Source organism: Pseudomonas sp. GM50 (genome assembly GCF_000282375.1).
Lineage (GTDB): Bacteria > Pseudomonadota > Gammaproteobacteria > Pseudomonadales > Pseudomonadaceae > Aquipseudomonas.
On record NZ_AKJK01000049.1, the window covers coordinates 133,242 to 149,598 of the forward strand.

Annotated in this window: 16 protein-coding genes; 11 read left to right on the plus strand and 5 right to left on the minus strand. The window is 59.2% G+C overall.

Annotated features, from left to right (window positions below; translation table 11 throughout):
* Positions 1–26: 26 nt before the first annotated feature.
* The 8 genes from rodA (at position 27) to PMI30_RS17370 (ending at position 7,662) form a co-directional block, all read left to right on the plus strand.
* A complete protein-coding gene (rodA, locus tag PMI30_RS17405; protein WP_046048707.1) occupies positions 27–1,130 on the plus strand; it encodes a rod shape-determining protein RodA in 1,104 nt (367 codons plus the stop codon).
* Positions 1,131–1,147: 17 nt separating this feature from the next.
* Positions 1,148–2,158, plus strand: a complete 1,011-nt coding sequence (gene mltB, locus PMI30_RS17400) for a lytic murein transglycosylase B (RefSeq protein ID WP_008009055.1) — start codon at positions 1,148–1,150, stop codon at positions 2,156–2,158.
* Positions 2,158–3,168: a septal ring lytic transglycosylase RlpA family protein gene (locus PMI30_RS17395; RefSeq protein ID WP_008009058.1), complete on the plus strand. Its 1,011-nt coding sequence runs from the start codon at positions 2,158–2,160 to the stop codon at positions 3,166–3,168. Before mltB ends, PMI30_RS17395 begins: the two co-directional genes overlap by 1 nt.
* A gap of 181 nt (positions 3,169–3,349) precedes the next feature.
* Complete coding sequence (locus PMI30_RS17390; protein ID WP_008009060.1) at positions 3,350–4,507, plus strand: D-alanyl-D-alanine carboxypeptidase family protein; 1,158 nt, start codon at positions 3,350–3,352, stop codon at positions 4,505–4,507.
* A gap of 80 nt (positions 4,508–4,587) precedes the next feature.
* The gene (locus tag PMI30_RS17385) at positions 4,588–4,863 is read left to right on the plus strand and encodes a DUF493 domain-containing protein (RefSeq protein ID WP_008009062.1); all 276 of its coding nucleotides are present in this window, start codon (positions 4,588–4,590) and stop codon (positions 4,861–4,863) included.
* On the plus strand, positions 4,863–5,510 hold the full coding sequence (lipB, locus tag PMI30_RS17380) for a lipoyl(octanoyl) transferase LipB (protein WP_008009064.1): 648 nt from the start codon (positions 4,863–4,865) through the stop codon (positions 5,508–5,510). The genes PMI30_RS17385 and lipB overlap by 1 nt, the downstream gene beginning before the upstream one ends.
* A 1-nt stretch (position 5,511) precedes the next feature.
* Positions 5,512–6,534 (plus strand): lipoyl synthase, encoded by a 1,023-nt coding sequence (gene lipA / locus PMI30_RS17375; protein WP_007894397.1) that lies wholly within the window; start codon positions 5,512–5,514, stop codon positions 6,532–6,534.
* A gap of 177 nt (positions 6,535–6,711) precedes the next feature.
* Positions 6,712–7,662, plus strand: coding sequence for a S66 peptidase family protein (locus PMI30_RS17370; RefSeq protein ID WP_008009067.1), 951 nt, complete (start codon positions 6,712–6,714; stop codon positions 7,660–7,662).
* A 102-nt stretch (positions 7,663–7,764) separates the two neighbouring features.
* Here the strand turns inward: PMI30_RS17370 and PMI30_RS17365 are convergent, their stop codons facing one another.
* Positions 7,765–9,087, minus strand: coding sequence for a lytic murein transglycosylase (locus PMI30_RS17365; protein ID WP_008009070.1), 1,323 nt, complete (start codon positions 9,085–9,087; stop codon positions 7,765–7,767).
* Between the two features lie 62 nt (positions 9,088–9,149).
* A complete protein-coding gene (gene arfA / locus PMI30_RS17360) occupies positions 9,150–9,302 on the minus strand; it encodes an alternative ribosome rescue factor ArfA (RefSeq protein WP_008009072.1) in 153 nt (50 codons plus the stop codon).
* Positions 9,303–9,502: 200 nt separating this feature from the next.
* Here arfA and PMI30_RS17355 point away from each other — a divergent pair, with 200 nt between their 5' ends.
* Positions 9,503–10,393: a hypothetical protein gene (locus tag PMI30_RS17355; protein WP_008009075.1), complete on the plus strand. Its 891-nt coding sequence runs from the start codon at positions 9,503–9,505 to the stop codon at positions 10,391–10,393.
* Between the two features lie 72 nt (positions 10,394–10,465).
* Here PMI30_RS17355 and holA read toward each other — a convergent pair whose 3' ends face one another.
* The 3 genes from holA to leuS form a co-directional block, all read right to left on the minus strand.
* Complete coding sequence (holA, locus tag PMI30_RS17350) at positions 10,466–11,503, minus strand: DNA polymerase III subunit delta (protein WP_008009078.1); 1,038 nt, start codon at positions 11,501–11,503, stop codon at positions 10,466–10,468.
* A 39-nt stretch (positions 11,504–11,542) separates the two neighbouring features.
* Entirely contained in the window at positions 11,543–12,148 is a 606-nt protein-coding gene (locus tag PMI30_RS17345) for an LPS-assembly lipoprotein LptE (protein ID WP_008009080.1), read from the minus strand.
* An 89-nt stretch (positions 12,149–12,237) separates the two neighbouring features.
* On the minus strand, positions 12,238–14,844 hold the full coding sequence (leuS, locus tag PMI30_RS17340; protein WP_008009081.1) for a leucine--tRNA ligase: 2,607 nt from the start codon (positions 14,842–14,844) through the stop codon (positions 12,238–12,240).
* Between the two features lie 280 nt (positions 14,845–15,124).
* On the opposite strand from leuS, the gene PMI30_RS17335 reads away from it, so the two are divergent.
* Positions 15,125–15,445: a hypothetical protein gene (locus PMI30_RS17335; RefSeq protein ID WP_008009083.1), complete on the plus strand. Its 321-nt coding sequence runs from the start codon at positions 15,125–15,127 to the stop codon at positions 15,443–15,445.
* Positions 15,446–15,551: 106 nt separating this feature from the next.
* Positions 15,552–16,331 carry a YdcF family protein gene (locus tag PMI30_RS17330; RefSeq protein ID WP_008009085.1) on the plus strand — a complete coding sequence of 260 codons (780 nt, stop codon included), beginning with the start codon at positions 15,552–15,554 and terminating at the stop codon, positions 16,329–16,331.
* The last annotated feature ends 26 nt before the right edge of the window (positions 16,332–16,357 follow it).

The following is a 16,357-nucleotide window of genomic DNA, read 5'->3' on the forward strand; positions in this document are numbered from 1 at the left end:
ATCGCATCCTCTCCAGCGAGGATGTGATGCGTCGCCGTGCGACGCTGCTGCAACGCATGCACATCGATGGCCCTTTGCTTATTCTGCTGTTGACCCTGGCTGCCGGCAGCCTGTTCGTGCTGTATTCGGCCAGCGGCAAAAGCTGGGATCTGCTGGCCAAGCAAGCCACTTCCTTCGGCATCGGCCTGGTATCGATGATCGTCATCGCCCAATTCGAGCCGCGCTTCATGGCCCGCTGGGTGCCGGTCGGTTATGTGGTCGGCGTGCTGTTGCTGGTGGTGGTGGATGTCATGGGCCACAACGCCATGGGCGCCACGCGCTGGATCAACATTCCCGGGGTGATCCGCTTCCAGCCCTCGGAGTTCATGAAGATCCTGATGCCGGCGACCATCGCCTGGTATCTGTCCAAGCGCACCTTGCCACCGCAGCTCAAGCATGTGGGCGTCAGTCTGTTTCTGATCGGTTTGCCGTTCATCCTGATCGTGCGTCAACCCGACCTCGGCACTTCGCTGCTTATCCTCGCCGGTGGCGCGTTCGTTCTGTTCATGGGCGGCCTGCGCTGGCGCTGGATTCTCAGCGTGATTGCCGCGGCGGTGCCGGTAGCGGTCGGCATGTGGTACTTCATCATGCACGACTACCAGAAGCAGCGAATCCTGACCTTCCTCGACCCCGAGAGTGATCCGCTGGGCACGGGCTGGAACATCATTCAGTCGAAAGCGGCCATCGGTTCCGGCGGCGTGTTCGGCAAAGGCTGGTTGCTTGGTACTCAGTCGCACCTGGACTTCCTGCCGGAAAGCCACACCGACTTCATTATTGCGGTGATGGGCGAAGAGTTCGGTCTGGTGGGCATCTGCGCACTGTTGCTGATTTACCTGTTGTTGATCGGTCGCGGGCTGGTGATTACCGCCCAGGCTCAGACATTGTTCGGCAAATTGCTCGCGGGCAGCCTGACCATGACGTTTTTTGTTTACGTTTTCGTCAACATCGGTATGGTCAGTGGCCTGTTGCCGGTTGTAGGGGTGCCGTTGCCGTTCATTAGCTACGGAGGAACTTCGCTGGTGACGCTTCTGTCAGCGTTTGGGGTTTTGATGTCGATCCATACCCATCGTAAGTGGATCGCACAGGTTTGAATAAGGTGAAGATTTCAATGCAAGTAATGCGTGGCTGGGCGACTCGATACGCGCCATGGGTCGGCCTGGTAAGCATCCTTGGTACCGCGCAGCAAGCGTGGGCCGGCGATTACGAAGGCTCACCCCAGGTGGCCGAGTTCGTCGGTGAAATGACCCGCGACTATGGCTTTGCCGGTGAACAGCTGATGGGCGTGTTCCGCGAAGCCGAGCGCAAACAGTCGATTCTGGACGCGATCTCCAAACCCGCCGAACGGGTTAAACAGTGGAAAGACTATCGCCCGATGTTCATCACCGAGGCGCGCATCGCCCGTGGTGTGGACTTCTGGCGCCAGCACGAAGCGGCCCTGGCTCGTGCCGAGCAGGAATACGGCGTGCCGGCGCAGGTGATCGTCTCGATCATCGGCGTCGAGACCTTTTTCGGTCGCAATACCGGCAATTTCCGGGTAATCGATGCCTTGTCGACCCTGGGTTTCGACTATCCTCCCCGTGCCGAATTCTTCCGCAAGGAATTGCGTGAATTCCTGCTGCTGGCCCGCGAGGAGCAGGTCGACCCGTTGACCCTCAAAGGCTCTTACGCCGGGGCCATGGGCTTGCCGCAATTCATGCCGAGCAGTTTTCGCGCCTATGCGGTGGATTTCGACGGTGACGGCCACATTAATATCTGGACCAACCCGGTTGATGCCATTGGCAGCGTCGCCAGTTATTTCAAGCGTCACGGCTGGGTCGCCGGCGAACCTGTGGTCAGCCGCGCCGATGTGCGTGGCGATCAGGTAGACGAGGGTTTGACCGCCGGCATCGAGCCGACGAAAACCGTCGGGGAGTTGCGGGCGCTGGGCTGGTCGAGTCATGATGCGCTGCGCGATGATATGCCGGTCACGGCTTTCCGCCTGGAAGGTGACAATGGCCCCGAATACTGGATGGGCCTGACGAATTTTTACGCAATCACGCGTTATAACCGCAGCGTGATGTACGCCATGGCCGTACATCAACTGTCTGAACAGCTGGTCCAAGCACGGGGCGTCAAGTAATGCGGGCATTGCCTATGAATAAACCCCTGAAGCTCATGGCGTTCGCCGCGTTGACGGTCCTGGTCGCCAGTTGTTCGACCAGCCGCGCGCCGGCTCAGAAGTCTCCGACCGCCGTTCGTTCGGCACCTGGCCTGGATATCAACCGGGCTCACAAGGATGGCGCACCCTGGTGGGACGTCGACGTATCGCGCATCCCGGATGCCACGCCGACCCTGCACAGTGGTCCTTATAAAGCCAACCCGTATACCGTGCTGGGCAAGACTTACTTCCCCATGCAGGAATCCAAGACCTACGTGGCCTCGGGCACGGCGTCTTGGTACGGCACCAAGTTCCATGGCCAGAACACCGCCAACGGCGAAGTCTATGACCTTTACGGTATGAGCGCCGCGCACAAAACCTTGCCACTGCCCAGTTACGTGCGGGTGACCAACCTGGACAACAACAAGAGCGTGATCCTGCGGGTCAACGACCGTGGGCCGTTCTACTCGGACCGGATCATCGACTTGTCCTATGCCGCGGCCAAGAAGCTCGGCTATGCCGAAACCGGTACGGCGCGGGTCAAGGTCGAAGGCATCGACCCGCAGCAATGGTGGGCACAGAAAGGCCGTCCGGCACCGTTGATGCTTAACGAGCCGCAAGTGGCGCAAAATGCCGCGCCGACCGTGACGGCCTCCACCGGCACCGTCGAGCAGTGGACGCCACCGCCGCAGCAACACGCCGCGGCCGTTGTGCCCGTGCAGATCGATGCAAAAAAAAACGCTTCTGTACCAGCCTCTGGCCAGTATCTGCAGGTGGGCGCGTTCGCCAACCCGGACGCTGCAGAACTCCTGAGATCGAAGCTCAGCGGGATGGTGAGCGCTCCGGTGTTCATCAGCTCGATCGTGCGTAACCAACAGACACTGCATCGGGTGCGCCTGGGGCCGATCGGCTCGCCGGGTGAAATCCAGCAGGTGCAGAACAGCGTGAGGCTGGCCAATCTCGGTTCGCCGAGCCTGGTCAGCGCCGAGTAACACGTAGTACTTGATTGACGGTTCGCTTGCGGTTTGGGGGGCGAACCGGGTTGTTGGCTCGTGAAGAACAAAAGCCCGGCAAGGGTTACAGAGTGAGCAACTGAACACGCGACAGCTTTTTAGAGAGCTGTCTGATTAGTTTTGCCCTAGGGCAGTTTCCATTAGCGATTTCGAGAGACGGATGAACATCACCACCTTTGCCAAACGCCTGTGCCTGCTAGTCCCGCTGCTCCTCTCGCCTGCCGCATTCGCGGTCGAGATGATGCCGTCGCCACCGCAACTGGCCGCCAAAGCCTACGTACTCATGGACGCCAGCAGCGGCAACGTGCTGGTCGAGAACAACGGTGACCAGCGTCTGCCGCCGGCCAGCCTGACCAAGCTGATGACCGCGTACATCGCGACCCTGGAAATCCGCCGTGGCCAGATCGGTGAAAACGATCCGGTGACCGTCAGCGAAAACGCCTGGCGTACCGGCGGTTCGCGGATGTTCATCAAGGTTGGCTCGCAGGTTACTGTCAGCGACTTGCTGCACGGCATCATCATTCAGTCGGGTAACGACGCCAGTGTTGCGCTCTCCGAGCACATCGCCGGCAGCGAAGACGCGTTCGCCGACATGATGAACAAAACCGTGGCCGACCTGGGCATGACCAACAGCCACTTCATGAACCCGACCGGTCTGCCAAACCCTGAGCACTACTCGTCGGCTCACGACATGGCGGTGCTGGCTCGCGCGATCATCCACGAAGACCCGGCTCACTACGCAATCTACTCGCAGAAAGAGTTCTTCTGGAACGGCATCAAACAACCTAACCGCAACCTGCTGCTGTGGCGTGACAAGACCGTCGACGGTCTGAAAACCGGTCACACCGACGAAGCCGGCTACTGCATGGTGTCTTCGGCTGTACGTGATGGCATGCGCCTGATCGCGGTGGTGTTCGGCACCAACAGCGAAGTGGCTCGCGCTTCTGAAACCCAGAAGCTGCTGACCTACGGTTTCCGCTTCTTCGAAACCCAGACCTTCTATCAGAAAGGCGCCGAGCTGGCTCAGGCCCCTGTCTGGAAAGGCAGCACCAATCAAGTCAAGGCCGGCCTGGCTCAAGACCTGACCATGACCCTGCCCAAAGGCCAGCTGAAAAAGCTCGCCGCCAGCATGACCATGAACCCGCAACTGGTCGCACCAATCGCCAAGGGCGATGTGATCGGTAAAGTCGAAGTGAAACTGGACGACAAAGTGGTGCACAGCGCCGACCTGATCGCTCTGGACGCAGTCGACGAGGGTGGTATCTTCCGCCGCATGTGGGATAGCATCCGTCTATTCTTCTACGGCTTGTTCAACTGAATTAGTGTGGACCTGCATGGCCTCGTTCCAATCCGGAGCGGGGCCATGTCCGTTGCCACGGCTTACGAGGCCGTTACGCCATGACAGACACTGAAGTAAAGGCGCCAAAAATCGAATTCCCCTGCGCGGATTACCCGATCAAGGTAATCGGCGACACAGGCGTGGGTTTCAAGGACAAGATCATCGCGATCCTTGAGAAACACGCGACCGTTGACCACAACACCTTTGCCGAACGGCAGAGTACCAACGGCAAGTACACGACCATCCAGTTGCACATCATCGCCACCGGCCAGGAACAGCTGTACGACATCAACAGCGAGTTGCGGGCTACCGGTTTCGTGCACATGGTGTTGTGATGCCTGGCACGCTGGGCTTTCGCGAACTCGGTCAGATGGCTTACGAGCCGGTCTGGCATGCCATGCAGCGCTTCACCAACGAACGCGGCAGTGATGCCGCCGACGAAGTCTGGCTGGTGGAACACCCGCCGGTATTCACCCAGGGCCAGGCCGGCAAGGCTGAACACTTGCTGCTGCCCGGGGACATTGCGGTGGTGAAGGTCGATCGCGGTGGTCAGGTGACTTACCACGGTCCCGGCCAACTGGTGGCTTACCTGTTGCTGGACGTGCGCAAGCTGGGGTTCGGCGTGCGTGATCTGGTCAGCCGCATGGAGCAATGCCTGATCGAGCTGCTGGCCAGCTACGGCGTGACCGCGGTGGCCAAGCCGGATGCACCGGGTGTCTATGTCGATGGCGCGAAAATCGCTTCTCTGGGTCTGCGGATCCGCCACGGTTGCTCCTTTCATGGCCTGGCCTTGAACGTGGATATGAACCTGGAACCGTTTCGACGGATTAATCCCTGCGGCTACGCCGGGCTGGCAATGACCCAGCTGCGCGATCACGCAGGATCGATTGAATTTGCCGAGGTAAGTGCCCGGCTGCGCGCGCAGCTCGTCAAACACCTCGACTATGCTGAGCAGACGACCCTAACGGGCGGAATCGACTGATATGACTACTGATGCAGTGCAAACCATGATCCCGACGCTCGATGTCACCGAGCGTCCGGCCCCGCGTGCCAAGGTTGAAGCCGGCGTCAAGCTGCGCGGCGCCGAGAAGGTTGCACGCATCCCGGTGAAGATCATCCCGACCACTGAACTGCCGAAGAAACCCGACTGGATTCGCGTGCGCATCCCGGTTTCCCCGGAAGTCGACCGCATCAAGGCCTTGCTGCGTAAACACAAGCTGCACAGCGTTTGCGAAGAGGCGTCCTGCCCGAACCTGGGCGAGTGCTTCTCCGGTGGCACCGCGACCTTCATGATCATGGGTGACATCTGCACCCGTCGCTGCCCGTTCTGCGACGTTGGCCATGGTCGTCCGAAGCCACTGGACGTCAACGAGCCGCAAAGCCTGGCCATTGCCATCGCCGACCTGAAACTCAAGTACGTCGTAATCACCTCGGTTGACCGCGACGACCTGCGTGACGGCGGTGCCCAGCATTTTGCCGACTGCATCCGCGAAATCCGCAAACTGTCGCCGAATGTGCAGCTCGAAACCCTGGTCCCGGACTACCGTGGCCGCATGGACGTTGCGCTGGAAATCACCGCCGCCGAGCCGCCTGATGTGTTCAACCACAACCTGGAAACCGTGCCGCGTCTGTACAAGGCCGCGCGTCCGGGTTCGGATTACCAGTGGTCGCTGACCCTGCTGCAACGCTTCAAGCAGATGATGCCGCACATTCCGACCAAGTCCGGTTTGATGCTGGGCCTGGGCGAAACCGACGAAGAAGTCATCGAAGTCATGAAGCGCATGCGCGAACACGACATCGACATGCTGACCCTGGGCCAGTACCTGCAACCGTCCCGCAGCCACTTGCCGGTCCAGCGCTTCGTGCACCCGGACACTTTCGCCTGGTTTGCCGAGGAAGGTTACAAGATGGGCTTCAAGAACGTCGCTTCCGGCCCGTTGGTACGTTCCTCGTACCACGCCGACGAGCAGGCGAAACTGGTCAAGGCCGAGCTGATGTCGTCCTGATCCTGCTTTAAGAAAAAGAACGGGCCCGCAAGGCTTTCCAGGCCTTGCGGGCGTTTTTTTGCGGTGCCCACACCCATTTCAGTCTTTTCCTGCAAGCCGTGGGGCGACTGACCCTCTTCTGTTTATTCCCGTTCCTGACTACTGTGTGCTGAAACGTTCTCACAGGGAGAATCATGGATGACTGCTCGACCGACCCACACCCTTTGTCCACATGCCCCCGTTCCGGCCTTGCCGCCTACAGGGCTGATCGGCGTGATCGCGCCCGCCGGGCCCGCAGCGCTGGACACCGATAAAGCCATCGGCTGGATGCGCGCTCGCGGCTATTCGCTGCGCGTGTTTCCCGGCGTTTATGAGCAAGAGGGTTATCTGGCCGGCAGTGATGATGTGCGGCTCAATGACCTGCATGGCGCATTCGCCGACAGCGAGGTCGATGCCATCATCTGTCTGCGCGGCGGTTACGGTACGCCGCGTTTGCTCGATCGCATCGATTTCGAATTACTGCGCAACAACGCCAAGCCGTTTATTGGCTACAGCGACGTCACTGCACTGCACTCGGCCATCAGTCGTTATGCCGGGTTCGTGACCTTCCATGGCCCGATGCTCAACGCTGACCTGCTGGGTGACAAGCAGCAACCCACCGAGTTCTCGTTTTTCAACATGCTGCGCGGGCAGGTGAAGGCGGGCAGTGTGCTTTCTCACCCGGTGGCCTGGCCGTTGACCACCATCGAGCCCGGCATCGCTCACGGGCGTTTGCTGGGGGGCAACCTGTCGATGATCGCCGCGACCATGGGCACGCCTTACGAGATCGATGCCGAGGGCGGCATTCTGTTCATCGAGGACATTAACGAGCCGCTGTATCGCATAGACCGACTGCTGACTCATTTGCGTCTGGCCGGCACGCTGCACAAGCTGCGCGGGGTTCTGGTGGGGGATGTGGCAGGGGTTGATGCGATTGCGTTGGAGAAGTTGCTCAAGCAGACCTTTGCGCCGTTGCGCATCCCCGTGCTGGCCGGATGGCGTAGCGGGCATTGTGATCCGAATCTGACGCTGCCGATGGGGGCGCTGGTCAGGCTGGATGCGGGGGAAAAGGCGTTGGTGTTGGAGCAGGATGTGGTGATCAAGGCTTAGGAATTCATCGCCTGACAGTCAGTCTTCGCGGGCAAGCCTCGCTCCTACGGAATTGTCGGGTCGTCATAAACCCTGTAGGAGCGAGGCTTGCCCGCGAAGCTTCTAGCGGCTACGCAACCCTTCCAGCAACTTGTGCGTCGGATAACCATCCGCCGGCCAGCCAAACGATTGTTGCGCACTGCGGATCGCTTTGCGGGTATTGGCGCCGATAATCCCGTCGGCGGTCCCAGCGTCGTAGTTCTGGGCGCTCAGCAGGTTTTGCAGCTCGATTCGCTCGGTACGGCTCAGCGGCAAGTCATCTTTTGGCCATAGACCGCTGATCAAACCGCCGCCATTGAAGCGCTCGGACAACAGGCTCACGGCCAAGGCATAGGACGAAGAGTTGTTGTACTTGAGAATCGCGCGGAAGTTATCGAGGACCAGGAACGCCGGGCCGCGATAGCCTGCCGGCAGCAGCAGGGCGGCCGACAGGTGTTCGGAGCCTGCCGGAACCTGAGCGCCATTGGGCAGGGTCACCCCCAGTTGTCGCCATTCGGCAACGCTTTTGCGAATCGTGCCATCGGCCAGGGCGTAATTGAAACCGCTCGGCAATTGCGCTTCGAAGCCCCAGGGCTGGCCTTTCTGCCAGCCGGAGCTTTGCAGATAGTGCGCGGTCGAGGCCAATGCATCAGCGGAGCTGTTCCAGATGTCGCGGCGGCCATCGCCGTCAAAGTCCACAGCGTGGGTATTGTAGGTGGTCGGAATGAACTGGGTCTGACCCATGGCGCCGGCCCAGGAACCGAGCATTTTCTCCGGCTCGATATCACCCTGCTGCAGGATTTGCAGGGCAGCGATCAGTTGCGCATGAGCAAAGCCCGGACGCCGACCTTCATAAGCCAGGGTCGCCAGGGAATTGATCACCGACTTGCTGCCCTGGAACTGCCCGAAATTACTCTCCATGCCCCACACCGCGACCAGTGCCTGACGGTCGACGCCGTAGCGCTGCTCGATGCTTTGCAGGATGTCGGCGTACTGGCTGACCAGTGCCTGACCTTTGCGTACCCGCAGCGGCGACAGTGCGCCATCGAGGTACTCCCACACAGGGCGAGTAAATTCCGGTTGGCTGCGATCGGCACGGATCACGCTGTCGTCCATGCTGACATTGGCAAAAGCACGATCGAACAGGTCGGCGCGAATGCCGGCGGCGAGGGCGTCTTTACGAAAGCCCGCCTGCCATTCGGCAAAGGTCTGGGTAGGCTGGATGTCGAGATTTTCACCGGTTGGAACCACCGGCGGAATGATCGCAGGGGCCGTCGCAACGGTGCGGGTCTGAAGCGGTTGGGCGTCGGCGGCGGTGGGTTTTTCCGCGCAGGCGACAAGCAGAACGAGGCTGGAGGCAGCTATCAGTTGGCGAAGGGGCCAACGACGGGAAAGACAAAGGGGCATGCACAGGTCCAGAGGATACGAATCAGGTGCAGACCTTAACATGTTGAGCGATGGCTTGCCTTTCAGGCCGCCAGAAAGTAAGAAGCCTCCCAGCTATTAGACTGGAAGGCTTCGCGGCGGTAGCTGCCTTTGCCCTTGCCGGCTCGTTCCTGACGGCTGCGGAACAGTGGCTGGGCGATGATGGATTTGGCCTTGTTGGGGCGCTTTTTGCTCATGACGTATCTCCTTTGGGGGGGCTGGCATTATACACCGCTATTTCCTGAGTGTAATCGGCACTCAAGTCTCGCTGTGACGTATCGAAAAAAATCTGACCCACCTGTTATTTCTGATAGTAGACGAATTTTGTTTTTAAGATAAGTATTGCCCTGCAATAGAGTTGTCAATGTTGAGCGTTATGGCATACATGGAGTAAATAATGAAAAAGCTTATTTTGTTCGTGTTGATTTCAATGTTGGCTGCTTGTGCGCCCCAACGCGTGGAGCAAATGGCCCCGTTGGAAGTGTTTGGTAGCAGTGGAAACGCTGTCGCTACAGCACTTAACACTCGTTATGCTCAAACATCACGTAATTGTTGGGGGAGTGAGACCGCTCCGATATTTTTGTGCTCGGGAATTATTATTAGAGGTACGACATTTGGCGTTGGTTATAATGTTTGGGATCCAAGTCCCGGTAGTGTAGCTAAAGGGTTTGTCGCATTTTCCTATATGCGAGCCGATGCGAAATTTCCTGCTCTTTATAGTCATGCGAATAATGGTTATATTGTGCGGCCTGTTTCGGAGCTGCCAGCAGGGGCGTTAAAAATACAGTACCAATGCTTCTTTCCAATAGATGGGGCAACAGAATGGCGGGGTGATTATGGCTGTGGACAACATAGTCTTCACGGCGCGATAAGTCGTTATTGTTCATCGCAAAATATTACTACTGCAGATCAGTTTTATTTACATTATATGACGAATACACCTGTTCGAGAGCAGAAGCAATGCAGCTTCGATGTTCGTGATAGTTCGCCTTATCAAACGGCTGCGCTATTTCGCGAAGCATTGTCAGTGATGCAGCGTCTCCCGAAAAACGGCCTTAATGATGAGAATGAACTAGTGGCTAAAGTATGGGCTAAGCAACCCGCTACAAACATGCCCATCGAAGCCTTCTTTTTTACAAATGCAGACGGGTTGGTTCAGGCAAAAAAGAATCAGACTTCTTTTTTTAATCAAGCCAATGGAAAAATAGTGCCAATTGTAAAGCTGACAATCTCTGCGTCTCAGGCTGCTTCATTCAGTTATTCTGCCGCAGATCAGGTTTATCAGTGACATTGCGTAGGCTACGTAGGCATGAAGTGTGCGTCTGCAACCGCAGGCAAAAACTGCCAGCAGTGGATGGCCTTACTCGGCAGGCAGCGACAATCTTTGGCCAGCCATCAACAACGTCAACCGACTAAGGCTCATCCACGGCGAACCCGCCGCCTGGCCTTTGATCTGTGCATCGATGCGCTGGGCTTCGAGCAGCAACTGCGCCCAGCGTTGTGCCGAGTAGCGTTGCAGCGCCTTGCTCATCAGCGGTTTGCGTTTGTCCCAGACCGGCGGTCGGGCCTGGCTGAAGGCTTTGTCCAGCGGCACGCCCTGGCTGTATTGCAGCGACAGGTTGGCCAGCAGGCGCAGCTCTCGGGCCAGCGCCCAGAGAATCACCGGCGGTTCGACGCCTTCGCCGCGCAACCCTTCGAGCATGCGCAGGGCGTGAGCAGCCTCGCCATTAAGGATCGCATCGGTCAGGCCGAAGACGTCAAAACGCGCACTGTCGGCCACGGCCGCTTGCACGGTTTCGACGGTGATCTGGCCACCCTCGGCCATCAGCTTGAGCTTTTCGATTTCCTGAGCGGCAGCCAGCAAGTTGCCTTCCACTCGAGCGGCGATAAGTTCGACGGCGTCCTGACTGGCTGAAAGCCCGGCCTGGGACAGTCGTTGGCGGATCCAGCTCGGTAGCTGGTTGGTGTCCACGGGCCAGATCTGTACGAACTGGGTTTGCGGACCTTCAATCAGCGCCTTGCCCCACTTGGTTTTCTGCGCACTGCCATCAAGCTTGGGCAGGCTGATCAGCAGCACCGTGTCTTCGGCCGGGCGCGAGCAATACTCAATGAATGCCGCGGCGCCTTTGTCTCCGGGTTTGCCGGAGGGCAGACGCAGTTCCAGAAGACGTTTTTCGGCGAACAGCGACATGCTGGCGCCGGCCTGCAGCAGCGTACCCCAGTCGAAACTGGCGTCGGCGGCGAAGACCTGGCGTTCATCGAAACCTTGTTGGCGGGCAGCCGCGCGAATGGCGTCGGCGGCTTCCTGACACAGCAGCGGGTCATCGCCACTGATGACGTAGACCGGCGCGAGGGCGCCTTGCAGGTGTTTACCGAGTTGGGCGGGGGCGAGTTTCATAAGAAGAGGCGAACGGGGCGCCTGGGCGCCCCGTAAGGCTTATTGCTGCGGCAGTTCGACAGGCGACTGACGCGGCGTCTCCGCTTCAGTCTTCTGCGCCGCTTCCAATGCGTCGGCGTCAGCCTTGGCCCTGGCTTCAGCGGTCTGTTGCATCTGTTCAAGCTGAGTCGGGGTCAGCTGTTGCAGACGCAGCATCATGCGTTGCACCAGTTCACGACGCATTTCCTTGCGGGCATCGTTGGCTTCCTGGTCAGAACCCACCAGGTTGTTGCCGTCATGGATGAAGACTTTCTGTACTTCGAGTTTGTCGCTCAACAGCGGCAGGTTGCCCTGACCCCGGATGTCGTAGTTCAGCACAGTGTTCACCTGGTACTCGCCAGTCCGGCCGGCACCGGCATAACTGAGGATGCGCTGGCTTTCCTGCTCATCGGCCAGATACAGCTTGTAAGGCGCGCCGCTGTAGACCTTGACGCCGCTGCTTTCCAGCACCTGACGCAGTTGCGTCACGGTTTCGCCGTAGGCGTTGCGGGCGCTCAGGTCGAGTTCCTTGATCGCCAGTTCGGTGGTGCCGGTGCCGCGCAGCTGGAAACCACAGGCGCTCAGCAGGACCGCAAGGCCCATCACCAGCAAATTGCGTTTGATCATCTTGTTGCTCCCCTTGAAACCATGTGGGCCGGTCAAGCGGCCCGAAAGGTTTTACTCGGCGCCAGGCATGACCTGACGCCTGATCCAATTTAGCTGGCGACGATATTGACCAGTTTCCCGGGCACTACGATCACTTTGCGAATAGTCAGGCCATCGACGAAGCGCAGGACGTTTTCGTTGGCCCGTGCAGCCGCTTCGACTTCTTCGCGGCTGGCGCTGGCCGGCATTTCGATGTGACCGCGCAGCTTGCCGTTGACTTGAATGACAAGCTGCAGGCTGTCCTGTACCAAGGCGCTTTCGTCCAGCACCGGCCAACCGGCATCGATTACCGGGTCAGCATGGCCCAGTCGATGCCACAGTTCGTGGCTGATGTGCGGGGTGATCGGTGCCAGCAGCAGGACTACGGTTTCCAGACCTTCGTGAATCAGTGCGCGATCCTGTTCGGTGCCTTGCGCGGCTTTTTCCAGCACGTTCATCAGCGTCATCACTTGGGCGATGGCGGTGTTGAATTTGTGGTTCTGGCCGACGTCGTGGCTGGCCTGCTTGATGGCCTGGTGGATCGAACGGCGAATGGCTTTCTGCTCGTCGTTCAGGCTGGCGACGTCCAGTTTGCCCGGCAAGCTCTGAGTGACGTGCGCTTGAGCCAGGCGCCAGACGCGCTTGAGGAAGCGGTGCGAACCCTCTACGCCGGAATCGGACCATTCCGCGCTCATGTCGGGTGGCGAGGCGAACATCATGAACAGGCGGCAGGTGTCTGCGCCGAACTGGTCAATCATCGACTGTGGGTCGACGCCGTTGTTCTTCGACTTGGCCATCTTCTCGGTGCCACCGATTTCCACCGGCAGGCCGTCTGCGATCAGCTTGGCGCTGATTACCTTGGCCTTGCTGTCACGCTCAAGCTCCACGTCCGCCGGATTGAACCAGGTGTAAGCACCATTGGCTTCGCGACGATAGTAAGTCTCGGCGATCACCATGCCCTGGGTCAGCAGGTTCTTGAACGGCTCGTTGGAACTCACCAGGCCTTCGTCGCGCATCAGCTTGTGGAAGAAGCGCGCGTAGAGCAGGTGAAGAATGGCGTGTTCGATACCGCCGATGTACTGATCAACAGGCAACCAATGGTCGGCTGCCGATTTTTCCACCAGACCGCCTTCATAGTGCGGCGAGGCGTAACGGGCGTAGTACCACGAGGACTCGACGAAGGTGTCCATGGTGTCGGTTTCACGCTTGGCCGGTGCGCCGCATTTCGGGCAAGCGCACTCGTAGAACTCAGGCATGCGCGCCAATGGCGAACCAGCGCCGTCCGGTACGACGTCTTCCGGCAGCACGACTGGCAACTGATCTTCAGGGACCGGCACATCACCGCAGGTGTTGCAGTGGATGATTGGAATCGGGCAGCCCCAGTAGCGCTGACGGCTGATGCCCCAGTCGCGCAGGCGGAACTGGGTGCGCGAGGCACCGAGGTTTTTCTTGATCAGCGCGACTTCAATGGCGTCGAAGGCGCCTGCGAAGTCGAGGCCGTCGAATTCGCCGGAGTTGATCAGCGTGCCGTGCTCGCCGTACGCATCCTGCCAAGGGGCCGGGTTGGTGTCACCGGAACTTGTGCGCACCACGGATTTGATCGGCAGGTTGTACTTGGTGGCGAACTCGAAATCACGCTCGTCGTGCGCCGGAACGGCCATTACCGCGCCGTCGCCGTAGTGCATCAGTACATAGTTGGCGACCCACACCGGGAGTTTCTCACCGGTCAGCGGATGCTCGACGAACAGCGAGGTCGGCAGGCCTTTTTTCTCTTGAGTGGCGACGTCGGCTTCAGCGACGCTGCCGCCCTTGCATTCAGCGATGAACGCTTGCAGCTCTGGGTTGTTCTGCGCGGCCAGGGTCGCCAGATGGTGTTCGGCGGCTACGGCAACGTAGGTCGCGCCCATCAGGGTGTCCGGACGGGTCGTGAACACTTTCAATGCGCCGGTTTCACCGATGGAAGCGACGTCGTACGGGAACTGCACTTCCATGCCGCGGGACTTGCCGATCCAGTTGCGCTGCATGGTCTTGACCTGTTCAGGCCAGCCCGTCAGTTCGTCGAGGCTCTCCAGCAGCTCATCCGCGTAAGCGGTGATCTTGAAGTAGTACATCGGGATTTCGCGCTTCTCGATCAGCGCGCCGGAACGCCAGCCGCGACCGTCGATCACTTGCTCGTTGGCCAGAACGGTCTGGTCGACCGGGTCCCAGTTCACGGTGCCGCTTTTTTTGTAAATCACGCCTTTTTCGAACAGGCGAGTGAACAGCCATTGTTCCCAGCGGTAGTAATCCGGCTTGCAGGTGGTCACTTCGCGCGACCAGTCCACTGCCAGGCCCAGGCTGCGCAGCTGGCTTTTCATGTAGGCGATGTTTTCGTAGGTCCACTTGGCGGGCGCTACGTTGTTCTTCATCGCGGCGTTTTCCGCCGGCATGCCGAAGGCGTCCCAACCCATGGGTTGCAGGACGTTCTTGCCTTGCATGCGCTGGTAGCGGGAGATCACGTCGCCGATGGTGTAGTTGCGCACGTGCCCCATGTGTAGCTTGCCGCTGGGGTAAGGGAACATCGACAGGCAGTAGAACGTCTCCTTGCCTGGCTGTTCACTGACTTCAAAGGACTTTTGCTCGTCCCAGAACGACTGGGCGGCGGCTTCGATTTCACGGGGCTGATATTGTTCGTGCATGGCTACTTTTGAACTGAATAGGGGTGGCCTAATCCTCTTCAATGCAACGCTGGACGGTGAGAACGCCAAATCGACGTTTCGGTGCCCAGGCGAGCTGGAAGTGGAGTTACAGGAAGCGCCGTAGCATACATGACCGCACTCTACCGAGGGAAACCCTGATTACACGCAAGGACGCGGCCAATACCCGCCCCGAGGGCCGTTGGTCGCGGCACTCAGCCGGTTTTTTCAGCGAGGCTAAGCTCTAAAAGGGGAGTGAGTCTTATCTTCAATGAGGTGATGGATGGTTGAGTCACGGCAAAAAGCTACAAAACCGGAGCTGTACGAAAGACTGATAGACCGTCTCGCAATGGCCCTGGATGTGGCCAAAACCGCCGGTCGGCTTCGCGATGAGCGTCCCCTGGAGCTGGAACTGCGTGGTTTGAGCCCCGCAGAGTTTGAACTGGTCAAGGCCTATCTGGACCGTAGTGAACGTGAGACGCATGGATGCTTGTCAGCAGCAGTGAAGCAACTCGAGGCACCACGTTCGGCCAATATCATCTGGCTCAAGGATAAGGCACCCGGCAAAGGCGCGGTAAAGGTCCGGTCTTTGCAATTCAAGTAAGAGCACTTGAAGCCGTTGGATATGCTTTTTTGAAGCAAAGTCCTTCCGCATTTGTTGTCGCATTGCGTCAATCCACCTAGGCTTCGGGCATCTATGGAGATGCCCGATGCCTTTTCGTTATTTCATTAAACAACTTCTATTGCCTCCCGGCATTTTATTGCTGTTGCTGGTGCTTGCCTGGTGGTGGCGCCGCTCAAGGCCGAGGCTGGCGGGGTTGTGCTTCGTCCTGGGCGTGGGTGGCTTCTGGTTGATGAGCCTGCCAGTGATGGTGGAGTGGAGTGCCAAGGCCCTGGAGCGCGAGCCGCCGCTGGCGCGCGAGGAATGGGCAACTTTGGGCCGACGGGCGGACGCAATCGTGGTGCTGGGTTCAGGGCGTGAGCGTGGCGACCTGGCCTGGGGCGTTGACCAGCCGACCGGCGTAGGCCTGGGGCGCGAGCGCTATGCCGCGCGCCTGGCCAAGGCATCGGGCTTGCCGATTCTGACCAGTGGCGGCCTGCATTACGGCTCGCCACCGACCGAAGCGAAGCTGATGGCGGACTCATTGCTCGATGATTTTGGTGTGACGGTGCGCTGGCAGGAAGGGCGCAGCCGCACGACCTGGGAGAATGCGCAATTCAGCGCCCAGGTATTGTTGCCGGAGGGGATCAAGCGGGTGGTGGTCGTGACTCAGGCCTGGCACATGCCGAGAGCGGTCTGGAGTTTCCAGCAGGCGGGATTTGAGGTGGTGCCCGCGCCAGTAGGGTTTTTAGGCGTGGACAATGCCCGGCCGCTGGGCGGCTGGATGCCGGAATTCAAATCGATCTGGCAGAGCGGGCAGTTGATGAATGAGGCGGTGGGGCAGGTCGGGTATTCGCTGTTTTATCGAGGCGATGTTGAGCCTGATTGATACTGTGCCTGTGATGCCGTCTTCGC